This window comes from Geomonas oryzae (genome assembly GCF_004117875.1).
Taxonomy (GTDB): Bacteria; Desulfobacterota; Desulfuromonadia; order Geobacterales; family Geobacteraceae; genus Geomonas; species Geomonas oryzae.
Genome location: NZ_RAHW01000002.1, coordinates 488,868 through 504,428, shown reverse-complemented (window position 1 = coordinate 504,428; position 15,561 = coordinate 488,868). Strand labels below are relative to the sequence as shown.

The 15,561-nt window shown below is 60.4% G+C and carries 12 protein-coding genes; 10 read left to right on the top strand and 2 right to left on the bottom strand.

What is annotated here, in order from left to right; genetic code table 11:
- Positions 1-95 precede the first annotated feature (95 nt).
- The 9 genes from D6Z24_RS06905 to D6Z24_RS06865 all read left to right on the top strand — a co-directional run bounded on the left by D6Z24_RS06905 (position 96) and on the right by D6Z24_RS06865 (position 12,131).
- Complete coding sequence (locus tag D6Z24_RS06905; protein ID WP_129125830.1) at positions 96-1,370, top strand: dihydroorotase; 1,275 nt, start codon at positions 96-98, stop codon at positions 1,368-1,370.
- 183 nt (positions 1,371-1,553) lie between these two features.
- Positions 1,554-2,675, top strand: a complete 1,122-nt coding sequence (gene carA / locus D6Z24_RS06900; RefSeq protein ID WP_129125829.1) for a glutamine-hydrolyzing carbamoyl-phosphate synthase small subunit — start codon at positions 1,554-1,556, stop codon at positions 2,673-2,675.
- A 241-nt stretch (positions 2,676-2,916) separates the two neighbouring features.
- Positions 2,917-3,825 (top strand): radical SAM protein, encoded by a 909-nt coding sequence (locus D6Z24_RS06895; RefSeq protein ID WP_129126097.1) that lies wholly within the window; start codon positions 2,917-2,919, stop codon positions 3,823-3,825.
- Between the two features lie 116 nt (positions 3,826-3,941).
- Positions 3,942-7,190 carry a carbamoyl-phosphate synthase large subunit gene (gene carB / locus D6Z24_RS06890; protein ID WP_129125828.1) on the top strand — a complete coding sequence of 1,083 codons (3,249 nt, stop codon included), beginning with the start codon at positions 3,942-3,944 and terminating at the stop codon, positions 7,188-7,190.
- A 103-nt stretch (positions 7,191-7,293) separates the two neighbouring features.
- Entirely contained in the window at positions 7,294-7,770 is a 477-nt protein-coding gene (gene greA, locus D6Z24_RS06885) for a transcription elongation factor GreA (protein WP_129125827.1), read from the top strand.
- Positions 7,771-7,891: 121 nt separating this feature from the next.
- The gene (locus D6Z24_RS06880; protein WP_129125826.1) at positions 7,892-8,089 is read left to right on the top strand and encodes a DUF1858 domain-containing protein; all 198 of its coding nucleotides are present in this window, start codon (positions 7,892-7,894) and stop codon (positions 8,087-8,089) included.
- A 50-nt stretch (positions 8,090-8,139) separates the two neighbouring features.
- Complete coding sequence (gene recG, locus D6Z24_RS06875) at positions 8,140-10,479, top strand: ATP-dependent DNA helicase RecG (protein WP_129125825.1); 2,340 nt, start codon at positions 8,140-8,142, stop codon at positions 10,477-10,479.
- Positions 10,480-10,565: 86 nt separating this feature from the next.
- Entirely contained in the window at positions 10,566-11,333 is a 768-nt protein-coding gene (locus tag D6Z24_RS06870; RefSeq protein WP_129125824.1) for an ABC transporter ATP-binding protein, read from the top strand.
- Entirely contained in the window at positions 11,334-12,131 is a 798-nt protein-coding gene (locus D6Z24_RS06865) for an ABC transporter permease (RefSeq protein ID WP_129125823.1), read from the top strand.
- A gap of 397 nt (positions 12,132-12,528) precedes the next feature.
- On the opposite strand, the gene D6Z24_RS06860 is transcribed toward D6Z24_RS06865, so the two are convergent.
- A complete protein-coding gene (locus D6Z24_RS06860) occupies positions 12,529-13,584 on the bottom strand; it encodes a threonine aldolase family protein (protein ID WP_129125822.1) in 1,056 nt (351 codons plus the stop codon).
- A gap of 107 nt (positions 13,585-13,691) precedes the next feature.
- Complete coding sequence (locus D6Z24_RS06855; protein WP_246014591.1) at positions 13,692-14,558, bottom strand: DMT family transporter; 867 nt, start codon at positions 14,556-14,558, stop codon at positions 13,692-13,694.
- 226 nt (positions 14,559-14,784) lie between these two features.
- Here D6Z24_RS06855 and D6Z24_RS06850 point away from each other — a divergent pair, with 226 nt between their 5' ends.
- A complete protein-coding gene (locus tag D6Z24_RS06850) occupies positions 14,785-15,531 on the top strand; it encodes a basic amino acid ABC transporter substrate-binding protein (protein ID WP_129125820.1) in 747 nt (248 codons plus the stop codon).
- The last annotated feature ends 30 nt before the right edge of the window (positions 15,532-15,561 follow it).

Below are 15,561 nucleotides of genomic sequence, written 5' to 3'. Positions count from 1 at the left end.
GGAGTGAAGCAGCCGTTCCGTATTAGATGCCAAAGGCAGAGCGGCATCTTGAACGTTGAACGTTGAACCTTGAACGGGTTTAGGAGGGTATAAAGATGAATCTTCTGATAAAAGGCGGGCGGGTGATCGATCCTTCGCAGGGGATCGACGAGACCATGGACATCCTCATCGCGGACGGCGTCATCCTGGAACTGGGCAAGGGGCTCGGCGCCCCGGAAGGGTACCAGGTGATCGACGCTTCCGGCCTCCTGGTGACCCCGGGACTCATCGACATGCACGTGCACCTGCGCGATCCCGGCCTCGAGTACAAAGAGGACATCGCCACCGGCAGCCGTGCCGCTGCGGCGGGCGGTTTCACCTCGGTCGCCTGCATGCCGAACACTTCTCCGGTGATCGACAACAAGGCGGTGGCAAGCTACGTCGTCAACAAGGCCAAGAGCGAGGCGTTGGTGAACGTCTTCCCGGTCGGCGCCATCACCAAGGGTAGCAAGGGAGAGAGCCTGGCCGAGATGGGCGACCTGAAGGAGGCCGGCTGCGTCGCGGTTTCCGACGACGGCAAGCCCGTCTGCAGCACCGAGCTTATGCGCCGCGCCCTCGAATACGCGAAAGGGATCGGCATCACCGTGATCTCCCACTCCGAGGACCTTTCCCTTGTCGGCGAAGGTGTGATGAACGAAGGGTTCGTCTCCACCGAGCTGGGCCTCAAGGGGATCCCCTGGGCAGCCGAAGACATCGCAGTGGCCCGCGAGGTGTACCTGGCCGAGTTCGCCTGCGCACCGATCCATATCGCTCACATTTCCACCGTCGGCTCGGCGCGCATCATCAGAAACGCCAAGGCGCGCGGTGTGAAAGTGACCTGCGAGACGGCGCCGCACTACTTCACCCTGACCGACGAGGCGGTGCGCGGCTACAACACCGACGCCAAGATGAACCCGCCCTTGAGAAGCGACGCCGACGTCGCCGCGATGAAGGCCGGTCTTGCCGACGGCACCATCGATGCCATCGCCACCGACCACGCGCCGCATCACCTGGACGAGAAGGACGTCGAGTTCAACCTCGCGCTGAACGGCATCGTGGGGCTCGAGACCTCGCTGCCGCTCTCCCTGAAGCTCGTCGAGGAGGGGGTGCTGGATCTTAAAGGGCTCGTTTCGGTAATGTCGTGCAACCCCGCCAAAATCCTCGGTATCGACCGCGGCACTCTGAGGGCCGGCGCGGTGGCCGATGTCACCATCATCGATCCGGCGAAAGAGTGGGAAGTCGAGGCGGCGAAGCTTGAAAGCAAGTCGAAGAACTCCCCGTTCATCGGCTGGAAGATGAAAGGGAAGGCGGTCTACACCGTCGTCAAGGGACAGGTGGTTTACCAGGCCTAGCCAATCTCCTCCCCCTGGAGGGGGGAGGTCGGGAGGGGGGAAGCTGATTGGAAGGAGATGCTGCGCACCCCCTCCCTGTCCCTCCCCCTCCGGGGGCGGGGCCTTGATTCAAGCGGGGCTGGCTATTGAGAAGATACGCGCCTCTTGGCGCGGCAGAAATATAACGGATTCGGGAGAAGATACATGAAAGCAGTACTGGCTCTGGCGGACGGCCGGATTTTCAAAGGGAAGGCCTTCGGCGCAACGGGCGAAACGAGCGGCGAGGTGGTGTTCAACACCGCCATGTCCGGTTACCAGGAAGTGCTCACCGACCCCTCGTACAGGGGACAGATGGTCACCATGACCTATACCCAGATCGGCAACACCGGGATCAACCCCGAGGACATCGAGAGCAACCAGCTCTACCTATCCGGCTTCATCGTCCGCGAGTACCTCGACTGCTACTCGAACTACCGCGCCACCATGAGCCTCGATGCCTACCTCAAGGAAAACGGCGTGGTCGGCATCCAGGGGATCGATACCCGCGCGCTCACCCGGCACCTGCGCGACAAAGGCGCCCAGAACGGCATCATCTCAACCGTCGATTTCGACCCGGAAAGCCTGGTGAAAAAGGCGCGCGCCATTCCGTCCATGTCCGGCCTCGATCTCGCCACCGGCGTTACCTGCGACAAGCCCTACCACTGGACCCAGGGCCTTTGGGACCTGCAGACCGGCTACCCCGAGGTGGACCGCAAGGATCTCAAGTACAAGGTGGTCGCCTATGACTTCGGCATCAAGCTGAACATCCTGCGCTGCCTGGTTTCCGCCGGCTGCGACGTGACCGTCGTGCCTGCCACCTTCCCGGCCGAATCGGCGCTCGCCATGAACCCGGACGGCATCTTCCTCTCCAACGGCCCTGGCGACCCGGAGCCGATGAAGGAAGTAATCGAGAACATCAAGAAGTTCGTGGGCAAGAAGCCGATTTTCGGCATCTGCCTGGGCCACCAGTTGCTCGGCCTGGCCCTTGGCGGGCGCACCATCAAGCTCAAGTTCGGCAACCACGGCTCCAACCTTCCGGTCATGGACATCGCGACCAAGAAGGTTGAGATCACCGCGCAGAACCACGGCTTCTCGGTCGACATCCTCTCGCTGCAGAACGTGGCGGGGCTCGCCCACGAGAACCTGAACGACCAGACCGTCGAGGGGATGGCGCACAAGACGCTGCCGATCTTCTCGGTGCAGCACCACCCCGAGGCGTCCCCCGGGCCGCACGACTCCCACTACCTGTTCAACAGGTTCGTGGAGTTGATGGAGAAGCATAAATAACAACGATCAGTGACGCACTTTCACCCAGTCCCCTCTCCCCCCGGGAGAGGGTGCCCAACGGGCGGGTGAGGGCGCTGCCTCGGAGTGAGGAGTCGTAGCTGCCGACGCCCTCACCCTGACCCTCTCCCGGAGGGAGAGGGAATGCTGACGTCATGTAGTGGAAAATCGTTACCCTGCCCCTCCAGCGAGGGGAGGGGGAGATTGAAGAGTTGGTCGAAGGTGTACATTGTTTAAAGCAGGCATGAAGTACCTGGAACTATACGAAAGCGGCGAACTCGCGCGGCGCATAAAGGCCGCCTACGGCCGTCTCGCCGCCTGCGACATCTGCCCGCACGCCTGCGGAGTGAACCGTCTGGCCGGGGAAGTTGGGCTTTGCGAAAGCGGCAAAGAGGTGCGTATCGCCTCAGCGAACGTGCACCGGGGGGAGGAGCCTCCCATCTCGGGGACCAATGGCTCCGGCACCATCTTTCTCTCGGGCTGCACCCTGAACTGCAAGTTCTGCCAGAACTTCCCGATCAGCCAGCTTAGAAACGGGACCGACCTTACCGCGGGGCAGCTGGCCGACAAGATGGTGGGGCTGCAGAAAAAGGGCGTGCACAACATAAACTTCGTCACGCCGACCCACTTCACGCCGCAGATCCTGGCCGCCCTCTACCTCGCCATCCGCAAGGGGTTCAGGATTCCCATCGTGTGGAACACGAGCGGTTACGAGAGTCTTGAGACACTTCAGCTTCTGGACGGCGTGGTGGATATCTACCTGCCTGACATGAAGTACTGCTCGAACGAGGTGGCGGTAAGGCTCTCCGGCGCCAAGGGTTACACCGAGGTGAACCGGCGGGCGCTTCCGGAGATGCTGAGGCAGGTTGGCCATCTTCAGTGTGACGATGACGGCATCGCGGTAAGCGGCCTGATCGTGCGACACCTGGTGCTGCCGGAGGGGCAGGCGGGGAGTCCTGAAACGCTCGAGTGGATCGCGGAGAACTTAGGGACCGAAACCCACATCGCCCTGATGAGTCAGTACTTCCCGGCACACGCCGCCGCGCAGACGCCTGGGATTGAGAGAAGGATCACCGGCGAAGAGTACACCGAGGCGGTAGACGCCCTGGAAGAGCTGGAGCTGGAAAACGGGTGGGTACAGGAAGAACCTTAAAAGCAGGTTCTACGTTCTACGTTCTAGGTTCTAAGTTAAAAGCAATGCAAAGATTTTGGTTTTTAACGTAGAACGTAGAACATAGAACGTAGAACTAGATTCAATAGGAGATTTACATGCCGAAACGCACAGACATCAAGAAGATCCTCATCATCGGCGCGGGACCGATCGTCATCGGCCAGGCGTGCGAGTTCGACTATTCCGGCACCCAGGCCTGCAAGGCGCTCAAGGAAGAGGGGTACCAGGTTGTCCTCCTCAACTCGAACCCGGCGACCATCATGACCGACCCGGACTTCGCCGACGCAACCTACATCGAGCCGGTCACCCCGGAGGTCCTCGCAAGGATCATCGAGAAGGAGCGCCCGGACGCGGTGCTGCCGACCCTCGGCGGGCAGACCGCACTAAACACGGCGGTAGCGGTGGCCGAGAACGGCACCCTCGACAAGTTCGGGGTGGAGCTGATCGGCGCGAAACTCCCGGCCATCAAAAAGGCCGAGGACCGCACCCTGTTCAAGGAGGCGATGGTGAGGATCGGCCTCGATATCCCGAGGTCGGGTCTCGCGCACAACTACCAGGAGTCGATGGACGTGATCAAGCACGTCGGCTTCCCGGCCATCATCCGCCCCTCCTTCACCCTGGGCGGCACCGGTGGCGGCATCGCCTACAACATGGAAGAGTACGAGCGCATGTCCATGGCGGGCATCGAGGCTTCGCCTACCGACGAGATCCTGGTCGAGGAGTCCCTGATCGGTTGGAAGGAGTACGAACTCGAGGTCATGCGCGACACCGCGGACAACGTCGTCATCATCTGCTCCATCGAGAACTTCGACGCCATGGGCGTGCACACCGGCGACTCCATCACCGTGGCCCCGGCCCAGACGCTCACCGACAAGGAATACCAGATCCTGCGCGACGCCTCGCTCAAGATCATCCGCGAGATCGGCGTCGACACCGGCGGGTCCAACATCCAGTTCGGCATCAACCCGAAAAACGGCCGCCTCATCGTCATCGAGATGAACCCGCGCGTCTCCCGCTCCTCGGCGCTCGCATCCAAGGCAACCGGCTTCCCGATCGCGAAGATCGCCGCCAAACTTGCCGTCGGCTACACCCTGGACGAGATCACCAACGACATCACCAAGGAGACCCCGGCCTGCTTCGAGCCGACTATCGACTACGTGGTGACCAAGATCCCGCGCTTCACCTTCGAGAAGTTCCCGGCGGCGGACGCGACCCTCACCACCCAGATGAAGTCGGTGGGTGAGGTCATGTCCATCGGCCGTACCTTCAAGGAGAGCTTCCAGAAGGCGCTCCGCTCCCTGGAGATCGGCTCCTGCGGCTTCGAGTCCCGCTTCTTCGGCGTCGGCGGCGACACCCGCCGTGCCCTTTCCGAAAAGGAGCGCACCCTTCTGAACGACAAGCTGAGGACGCCGAACTGCGACCGCCTCTGGTATGTCGGCGACGCCTTCCGCTGCGGCATGACCGTGGACGAGATCTACGCCCTCACCGCCATCGATCCCTGGTTCCTGCACAACATCCGCCAGATCATCGAGATGGAGGAGTGCCTGAAGCAGGCCGACATCAAGGACAAGTCCGGTGACGTGCTGCGTGACACCATCTGGGACGCCAAGCGCTACGGCTTCTCGGACAAGTACCTCGCCCAGCTCTGGAAGGTGACGGAAGGGGAGGTGCGTGAGCTCCGTCTTTCCCTCGGCGTGAAGCCGGTCTTCAAGCGGGTCGACACCTGCGCCGCAGAGTTCGTCGCCCACACCCCGTATCTCTACTCGACCTACGAGGAGGAGTGCGAGGCCGATGTAACGAGCCGTAAGAAGATCATCATCCTCGGCGGCGGACCGAACCGGATCGGCCAGGGGATCGAGTTCGACTACTGCTGCGTGCACGGCGTCTTCGCCCTCGCCGAGGACGGCTACGAGACCATCATGGTCAACTGCAACCCCGAGACCGTCTCGACCGACTACGATACCTCGGACCGCCTCTACTTCGAGCCGCTCACTTACGAGGACGTGCTCAACATCGTCGACGTCGAGAAGCCGACGGGCGTCATCGTGCAGTTCGGCGGGCAGACCCCGCTGAAACTCGCCGTCGCGCTCGAGAAGGCGGGCGTTCCCATCATCGGCACCTCGCCGGACGCCATCGACCGCGCCGAGGACCGTGAGCGCTTCCAGGAGATGCTGCAGAAGCTGAACCTGCGTCAGCCGGAAAACGGCACCGCGCGCTCCTTCGAGGAGGCGGAGGCGGTCGCCGAGCGCATCGGGTACCCGGTGGTGGTGCGTCCCTCTTACGTTCTGGGCGGCCGCGCCATGGAGATCGTCTACGACGTGGACAACCTGCGCCGCTACATGCACACCGCGGTGCAGGCCTCCCCTGAACACCCGATCCTCATCGACAAGTTCCTCGACGAAGCGATCGAGATCGACGTCGACGCGCTTTGCGACGGCAACATCGCCGTGATCGGCGGCATCATGGAGCACATCGAGGAGGCGGGCATTCATTCCGGCGACTCGGCCTGCTCGCTCCCCCCTTACTCCATCTCGCAGGAGATCGCTGACGAGATCAGGCGCCAGACCAAGGTGATGGCGCTGGAACTCAACGTCAAGGGGCTCATGAACGTCCAGTACGCCGTGAAGGACAACGACATCTACATCATCGAGGTCAACCCGCGTGCTTCCCGCACCTCGCCCTTCGTCTCCAAGGCGACCGGCAGGCCGCTCGCGAAGATCGCCGCCCGCGTCATGGCCGGCAAGACCCTCACGGAGCTGGGTGTCACCGACGAGATCATCCCCGAGCACATCTCGGTGAAAGAGTCGGTCTTCCCCTTCGCCAAGTTCCCCGGCGTCGACACCATCCTCGGGCCGGAGATGAAGTCTACCGGCGAGGTCATGGGGATCGGCGAGACTTTCGCCAAGGCCTTCGCCAAGGCGCAGATGGGGGCCAACGTGAAGCTTCCCGCGGCCGGTAAAGTGTTCATATCAGTGAAGGACACGGACAAAAAACATATTGTCACCGCAGCCAAAAGACTGTATGATCAGGGCTTCGATCTGGTCGCCACCCGCGGTACCGCGACTTACCTGCAGGACAGGGGAGTAAAGGTCCAGGTGGTGAACAAGGTGGTAGAAGGTCGTCCGCACATAGTCGACATGATCAAGAACAACGAGATCTGCATGGTCATCAACACCACTCACGGTGCCCAGGCAGTGGCCGATTCCTACTCGATCCGCAGGAACACCCTGATCAACAACGTCGCCTACTACACGACAGCCTCCGGGGCACGGGCCGCGGTGGACGGCATCATCGCGATGTCGCAGTCCAAGCTGGAAGTGAAATCTATTCAGGATTATTTGAAGTAACTGACCGGGGAGCGTCGAGTTGACGCTCCCTTTGCAAATCCAGCTAGCAGTGCAACGGGGGGGCCACCAGGCCCCCCTATAAGTTCATCAAGGAGCAGAAGCGATGTCTCAGACCGTTCCATTGACCAAGGAGAGTTACGAGGCCCTCCAAGAGGACCTGAAACGCCTTATTAAGGAAGAACGCCCGAAGGTGATCCAGGATATCGCCGAGGCGAGGTCGCACGGCGACCTTTCCGAGAATGCGGAGTACGATGCGGCCAAGAACCGTCAGGGCTTCATCGAGGGGCGCATTCTTGAGCTGCAGGACAAACTGGCGAGGGCCTATGTGGTAGACCTCTCCAACCTGAAGCCGGACAAGGTGGTATTCGGCGCGACTGTCACCGTGTACGACACCGCGACCGAAGAGGAAATCACCTACAAGATCGTCGGCGAGGACGAGGCCGACATCAAACTGGGCAAGATCTCCTGTACCTCCCCGGTAGGCAAGGCGCTCATCGGGCACAAGCTGGACGATACCGTCCGCGTCAGTGTCCCCTCCGGCATGAAGGAATACGAGATCATCGAGATCCGCTACGAATAGATGGACCGGCTGTCTCGCGCTGCGCAGCGTGGCGTCGCGCGGCAGACGGCTTGACCAAAAGGGCGGGACGCTCCCGTCGGCAACGCAAACCAAACGCTTCGCGCGTAACAGGAGGATTTACATGGCTCAGGTAACCAAGGACATGACTTTTGCCGCAGTTATGAGGATGCACCCGGACGTCGTCAAGGTGCTTGCCAAATACAACCTCGGCTGCATCGGCTGCATGGGCGCTCAGAACGAGTCCCTGGAGCAGGGATGCGCGGCCCACGGCATCAACGTGGACGACATCGTCAACGACCTCAACCAGATCTTCGCCTAACAAAACGGCGCCCGGCGGAAGCAACCGCCGGGCGCTTTCCTTTTCCTCCCATGCCGATCATAACACTCGCGCCAGACGGGTCACTCCAACTTCCGGAAGAGCTCAGGAATTCCCTCAAGCTGTGTCCGGGTGACCGGGTCAGCGTCGAGATCGTCGACGGCGCCCTGCACATTACCAGGCACGCTCCCGCCCAGGACTCTGCAAAATCCAGGGCAAGCGCCTCCACGGCTGCGCCTGCCACGTCGTTGAAAACCGTTCCTGCAGCAGTATCACAACCGGAAGAGTTGAAGACCCCGATGACCGCCATCAAGGGGGTTGGGCCGAAGCTCGCCGACCTTTTCGCCAAGAAGGGGATCGTGACGGTCGAGGACGCCCTCTACCTGCTGCCGCATCGCTACGAGGACCGCCGCCAGTTGAAGCGGATCGCGGAACTGCGCCCTGGAAACAGCGAGGCATTCTTCGCGACCGTGGTATCCGCCGAGGCGCAGGTCACCAAGGGGGGGAGGCGCTACTTCGAGGCGATCGTCAGGGACGAGACCGGCAGCATGCCGCTCAAGTGGTTCAATTTCCAGCCCAACTTCCTGAAAAAGCAGTTCACCCCCGGCCGGCGCGGCATCTTCATCGGCGACGTGCACCAGTTCGGTTTCCAGCGCGAGATGCACCACCCCGAGGTGGAATGGGCCGGGGAGGGGGAGGGGATCGAGCAGGTTATGGCGCGCGACCCCGAGAATTTCGGCCGCATCCTCCCCGTCTATCCGCTCACCGAGGGGGTGAGCCAGAAGGTGATGCGCCGCATCATGCGCGAGGCGGTGCCGCGCTACAGCCGCTACGTGAAGGAGGCGCTCCCCGAGGTGCTGCTGCACCGGCATCACCTTTTGAGCCTTCCCGTGGCGCTTCGTGAGGCGCACCAGCCCGATCCCTCGGCCGCGATAACCGAGATGAACAGCGGACGCTCCAGGGCGCACCGCTCACTCGCCTTCGACGAGCTTTTCTTCCTGCAGCTTGGGCTCGCCATGAAAAAGCGCGGTGTCGCACTTGAGGACGGCATCAGCTTCAAGGTGACCCATCGTTACACCAAGGAGCTTTTGAAGCTTCTTCCCTTCAGCCTGACCGGCGCACAGAAACGCGTCCTCTCCGAGATCAAGGAGGACATGATGGCGCCGCACCCGATGCACCGTCTGGTGCAGGGGGACGTCGGCTGCGGCAAAACGCTGGTCGCGCTCATGGCCGCGCTCGTCAGCGTCGAGAACGAGTACCAGGTGGCCATCATGGCCCCGACCGAGCTTCTGGCCGAGCAGCACTACCTGAACATCCACCGCTTCTGCGAGCAGCTAGGCATATCGGTCGCACTTCTGACCGCCAGCATCAAGGGAAAGAGCGACACCCTGGACAAGATCGCTTCCGGCGAGACCCGCATCGTGGTCGGAACGCACGCCGTGATCCAGGACAAGGTCGAGTTTCACCGGCTGGGGCTCGGTGTCATCGACGAACAGCACCGCTTCGGCGTGGTGCAGCGCGCCCTCCTGAAGAAGAAGGGTGGCAACCCCGACATCCTCGTCATGACCGCGACCCCCATCCCGCGCACCCTCTCCATGACCGTTTTCGGCGATCTCTCCCTCTCCGTCATCGACGAACTCCCGCCGGGCAGGACCCCGATCGAGACCCGGATGGTGCGCGAATCGCGCCGGCGCGAGGTCTACTCGCTGGTACGTGAGGAGGTGCAAAAGGGTAGGCAGGCCTACGTCATCTACCCCCTCGTCGAGGAGTCGGAAAAGATCGACCTGAAGGCCGCGGTGCAGATGGCCGAGCATCTCGCGCAGGAGGTTTTTCCTGACCTGCGTGTGGCCGTCCTGCACGGAAGGATGAGCGCCGCCGAGAAGGAAGCGGTGATGAAGGGATTCAAGGCGGGGGAGACCGACATCCTCGTCTCCACCACGGTCATCGAGGTAGGGATCGACGTCCCGAACGCGACGGTGATGGTGATCGAGCACGCCGAGCGTTTCGGCCTGTCGCAACTGCATCAGCTGCGCGGCAGGGTAGGGCGCGGCAGCGAGCGCTCGCGCTGCATCCTGCTCGCCGGGGACAGGCTCTCCGAAGATGGGCAGAAGAGGCTCGAGGTGATGGTGAAGAGTTCCGACGGTTTCGTCATCGCCGAGGCGGACCTGCAGATCCGGGGGCCGGGAGATTTCCTTGGAACGCGTCAGGCGGGGCTTCCCGAGTTGCGCGTGGCGGATATCCTGCGTGACGGCGGTGTCCTCGAACAGGCGAGAAAGGAAGCCTTCGCGCTGGTGGAACACGATCCGGAACTGAGCATGCCGGGGCACGAAAGGCTGCGTGGAGAGTTGATGCTGCGCTGGGGCGGCAGGCTGGAACTCGCTTCTATCGGGTAGTCTCACCGAGAGATGACATTGACGATGAGGTTTGAAAAGCACGGTGCGCCGCACTCCGTGCTTTTTCTGTAAGGAAGGAGAAAGCTGTGGACAGTTTCCCCGTTTGTTCGATTCAACTGACAAATGTGTCGTATTTCGGGCGGCGGTCCGATGGTGGACGCGTGCGGTTGCTCGATTCCGTTTCCTTTTGCGCGAAGCCCGGCCAAATCACCGCCATCATCGGCCCTTCCGGTGGCGGCAAGAGTACCCTCATCCGCCTGATCAACCGCCTGACCGAGCCCGGTGAAGGGCGCATCGAACTTGACGGAAAGGATATAGCGACGCTTGACCCCCTTGAACTTAGGCGCCTGGTTGCTCTCGTGCCGCAGAAGCCTTTCATGTTCGACGGGACGGTCCTGGACAACCTGCAGATGCCCTTCAAATATCGGCAGACGACTCCTCCCGAGGCTGGCAGCGCCGATGTGCTGGATGTGTTGTCGTCCGCCAAGCTGGACCCGGGACTGCTGGAGCGAAACGCCCGTTCCTTGAGCCTTGGGCAGCAGCAAAGGGTCGGGGTTGCGCGGGCTTTGATCACCAAACCTCAAGTTATTCTTTTGGACGAGCCGACGAGTGCACTCGATCGCAGAACGTCGGACGAACTGGCGTCTACCCTGCGAGAAATCAGCCACGGGAAGAGCATCACCATGATCATGGTGACGCATGATCTGCGTCTGACGCAAAAGGTTGCCGACTACTGTTTCTACCTTGAGGCGGGGCGCATCCTTGAAGAGGGAAGGGCCGCCGAACTCCTGGCTCACCCGAATACGGCGGCATTGAGGGCCTTTCTCTCTGAACCGCTCGATCAGGAGGGGTAAATGGACAATCAGGGACTGGTGAATTTAAGCCTGCTGGACTTGCTCGCGGCTTACGGCTTGGTCATCGTTGCGGTGGTGCTCGCCCGGTTGAAGAGGATAGGGCAGGAAGGGCAGATGCTGTGGGCTTCCTTGCGCATGGTCTTTCAGCTTCTTGCCGTTGGCTATCTGCTGCATTTCATTTTCGCGGTGAAGAGTCCGTTGCCGGTTCTCGCCATACTGCTTCTGATGGGAGTCTTCTCCCTGCAGGTGATAGGCGGCCGCATCAAAACGAAGGTGCCGCGTTTTTACCGCGTGGTCGGCGTCTCGCTCCTCATCGGCTGCGGCAGCGTCACCTTTCTGTTTTGCACCCTCGTGGTGCATTACTCGCCCTGGTACGACCCGCGCTACCTTATCCCGCTGGCCGGGATGATTATCGGCAATTCTATGAACGGGGCGAGCCTCGCGGCGGAGCGTCTCGGGGCCGAGATGCGGGAGCGACGCGAGGAGATCGAGACCGCCCTCTGTCTGGGGGCGAGCGCACGCCAGTCGTCGAAGCCTGCGCTTAGAAACGCCTTCAAGGCGGCTATCATGCCCACGGTCAACACCATGGCAGCGATGGGAATCGTCTCGCTGCCGGGAATGATGACAGGGCAGATCCTCTCCGGGACGGAACCGATGGTGGCGGTGCGTTACCAGGTTGCGATCATGTGCGCCATCACCGGAGCCGTGGCCATAACCGCCTACCTTATAGTCCTGCAGGGCTACCGGCGCTACTTCACCAGAGCGCACCAGTTGGATTTTGAGCAGGGGGATAGTTGAGCTAGTTTTCTGGTACCTCTCCCTCTCGACTCGGTGCCCCCTGAGATGACGATAGGCTTTGACCGAAATGTGACGACTTTTTCGAAAAGCTGATAGATTTGGGCTCTAATCTGACGAGTTTTTTAAAAAGCTGACAGATTCGGGCTCTAATCTGACGAGTTTTCCAAAAAGTTGACAGATTTGTGCTCTAATCTGACGAGTTTTCCAAAAAGTTGATAGATTTGGGCTCTAATCTGACAACTTTTTCCAAAACTCGACAGATTCGTCCTTAAATGTCCCAGTTTTGCAGATGTTCTTTCTAAGCTAGGGGGCGGTATGAAGGGGAAAGCGCTGCGGGGTGTATGAACAAAAGAAGGGACGCCGAAACAAACGGCGTCCCTTCTGGCTTTATGGAGGATCAGGCGACCGAGGCCTTGATGTCGGCGACGAGCCGGGCGACTTCTTCGACCTTGGTGTCCCAGGAGCACATGAACCGGGCGCCACCGGAGCCTATGAAGGTGTAGAAGTGCCAACCCTTGGCGCGCAGGGCTTCCAACGCTTCCGGTGCCATTTCCAGAAACACCGAGTTGGCCTGGCTTTCGAACATGATACGCACCTGGGGGATCTTCTTGATCTCGTTGGCGAGGAGCCTCGCACAGCTGTTGGCGTGGGCCGCGTTCCTGAGCCACGCTCCGCTGTCGAGCATGCCGATCCAGGGGGCGGTGAGAAAGCGCATCTTCGAGGCGAGTTGCCCGGCCTGCTTGCAGCGGTAATCGAATTCGTGGGCGAGTTCCTTGTTGAAGAAGACCACCGCTTCACCCACGGCGAAGCCGTTCTTGGTCCCCCCGAAGGTAAGGACGTCGACCCCTGCCTGCCAGCTGATCTCCTTGGGGGCGACGTTCATGGACGCCACGGCGTTCGCGAACCGTGCGCCGTCCATATGCACTCTCAGGTTGTACTTCTTGGCCAGCTCCCCGATCCCCTGCAGCTCCTCGAGAGAATAGAGCGTCCCGAGCTCGGTCGCCTGGGTGATGCTCAGGGCACGGGCCTTCGGGTAGTGGATGTCGCTCCGTTTCGTGATGGTATGCTCGACGGCATCAAGGTTGATCTTGCCGTTTTCGCCCGGAACCAGCAGCACCTTGGTGCCGTTCGAGAAGAACTCGGTGGCGCCGCACTCGTCGGTTTCGATGTGCGCCATCTCGTGGCAGACGATGGAGTGGTATGACTGGCACAAAGAGGCAAGGGCGAGAGAGTTGGCCGCGGTGCCGTTGAAAACGAAAAAGACCTCGCAGTCCTTCTCGAACACTTCACGGATCTTCTCGCACGCCTGTGCGGTCCAGCGGTCGTCCCCGTAGGAGCTGGCGAGCCCGCTGTTCGCCTCGGCCATCGCCTGCCACGCTTCGCTGCAGATACCTGCGTAGTTATCGCTGGCAAAATGATGCTTGAGCTCGCTGTGATCTCCCGAGTTGATCATGTTTTCCCCTTCTTGCGCGGCAAAGCCGCTCGTGCATGTGATTAAAGTCTGGCCGGATTGAAAGAATTATTACAACCGCGAAACTCTGTCAACAGCCAAGTGCCGGTTCACCCTTCTGCGGCAACCGTAACGGCGTCATCGCTCTGGGTCCCGTCAGGAAGCAGTTCCGAAACGATCATCCCGGCAAGGATGAGGGCCGCTCCGATCATGCCGAAGATCCCGAGCCGTTCCCCGGCGGCGTAATAGGCGTAGGCTGCGGCGAAGACAGGTTCGGTGCAGAAGATGAGCGCGGTGTGGGCCGGGCTGATGAACTTCTGCATGGTGGTCTGCACCAGAAAGGCAAAGATGGTGGCGATCAGAACGCAGACCACCAGGGTCCAGAGGAGTTCCGGGTGCCAGATGAAGACCTCTTGGCCGCGAAAGGACGCGGAGGCCAGACTCAGCAGACCGACCACGGTGAGCTGCAAGGTGGTGAGAAGGTAGACGTCGTTACCGGCATGCCGGGCGAAGTGGCTCGTGTAAAGCAGGTGCAGCGCGACGCAGGCGCCGCATATGGCGCCTAGGACGTCACCCCGGTTGAAGCTGAGGCTGCCGTCGGTGCAGAGAAGGAAAAGGCCGGGCGTGGCGAGACCGACACCCCATCTGATGCCGCTGTCGATGGAATGCCTGAAAATCGCTGCGCCGAAAATCGGCACGAGTAAGACGCTTAGTCCGGTAAGAAAGCCGGTATTCGATGCACTGGTGTACTTCAGGGCCACGGTCTGGAAGGCGTAAGAAGCAAACAGCAGGACTCCAAGTATGGCGCCATGGCTAAGGGTTCTGGAGTTGATCTTATTGACCCGAAACAAGGCAAGAGGAAGCATGATCGCCGTCGCAAAAAGGAAACGCTGAGCCAGAAAAACGAATACGTCAACCTGACTGATCGCGTCCTTCACCACAGTGAAGGTGACGCCCCAGAAGAACGTCGTTATCAAAAGAAGTATACCGGCCCGAATTTTTTTCACAGATCCCAAAGTAATTTTGACCCCATAAAACCTTGAATTCACTTAATTGTGGTATGACAAGTTAACATGAGCTTAAAACCAGCGCAATCCCTAATTAATAAGTGGTTGACAAGAGGGTGGAATACCTTTAAAAGTATGCGGCGATAAAGCTGAATGGTGTACTCCGCCTAATATTAAACCAGATTAAGGAGGAAACATGAAATCACTTCGTATTATGACTGCAGTACTGGCTCTCGGGCTCTGCGTTGTGTCCGCGGCATTCGCCGCTCCCAAGAAGGCGATCACCGTCGCGTCCGACGCGACCTGGCCGCCGATGGAGTTTGTTGATGCCAACAAGAAGGTCGTTGGTTTCGACATCGACTTCATCAACGCCGTCGCCAAAGAGGCCGGTCTCCAGGTTACCGTAAAGAACACCGCTTGGGACGGCATCTTCGCCGGTGTTGAAGCCGGTCAGTACGACGCCATCATCTCTTCGGTCACCATCACCCCGGAGCGTCAGGCGAAGTACGATTTCACCATTCCTTACGTACAGATCGGTCAGATCCTCGTTGTTCCCAAGGCTGAGAAGGGGACCAAGATCGCTGACCTGAAGGGCAAGAAGCTCGGCGCCCAGATCGGCACCACCGGCGCAATGGAGATCAAGAAGGTCGCCGGCGTGGAGCTTAAGACCTACGACGAAGTCGGCCTGGCTTTTGAGGACATGGCTGCCGGCCGCATCGCCGGTGTCGTCTGCGACGAGCCGACCGCCATCACCTACGCGCTGCAGAAGAAAGAGTACAGCAGCAAGTTCAAGATCGTCGGCAAGTCCTTCACCAAGGAAGCCTACGGTATCGTCGTGAAGAAAGGCAACAAGGAACTGGTCGCACAGCTCAACAAGGGCATCGCAGCCGTCCAGAAGAAGAAAATCGACGCACAGCTCAAGAAGAAGTGGCAGCTTAAGTAACACCTCAAAAGCTCCTGCGGAATGAATGGC

What these genes read in the sequence shown, in the direction of transcription:
- D6Z24_RS06905 (WP_129125830.1), top strand. Translation starts at nt 96, where the DNA reads ATGAATCTTCTGATAAAAGGCGGGCGGGTGATCGATCCTTCGCAGGGG.
- carA (WP_129125829.1), top strand. Translation starts at nt 1,554, where the DNA reads ATGAAAGCAGTACTGGCTCTGGCGGACGGCCGGATTTTCAAAGGGAAG.
- D6Z24_RS06895 (WP_129126097.1), top strand. Translation starts at nt 2,917, where the DNA reads ATGAAGTACCTGGAACTATACGAAAGCGGCGAACTCGCGCGGCGCATA.
- carB (WP_129125828.1), top strand. Translation starts at nt 3,942, where the DNA reads ATGCCGAAACGCACAGACATCAAGAAGATCCTCATCATCGGCGCGGGA.
- greA (WP_129125827.1), top strand. Translation starts at nt 7,294, where the DNA reads ATGTCTCAGACCGTTCCATTGACCAAGGAGAGTTACGAGGCCCTCCAA.
- D6Z24_RS06880 (WP_129125826.1), top strand. Translation starts at nt 7,892, where the DNA reads ATGGCTCAGGTAACCAAGGACATGACTTTTGCCGCAGTTATGAGGATG.
- recG (WP_129125825.1), top strand. Translation starts at nt 8,140, where the DNA reads ATGCCGATCATAACACTCGCGCCAGACGGGTCACTCCAACTTCCGGAA.
- D6Z24_RS06865 (WP_129125823.1), top strand. Translation starts at nt 11,334, where the DNA reads ATGGACAATCAGGGACTGGTGAATTTAAGCCTGCTGGACTTGCTCGCG.
- D6Z24_RS06860 (WP_129125822.1), bottom strand. Translation starts at nt 13,584, where the DNA reads ATGATCAACTCGGGAGATCACAGCGAGCTCAAGCATCATTTTGCCAGC.
- D6Z24_RS06850 (WP_129125820.1), top strand. Translation starts at nt 14,785, where the DNA reads ATGAAATCACTTCGTATTATGACTGCAGTACTGGCTCTCGGGCTCTGC.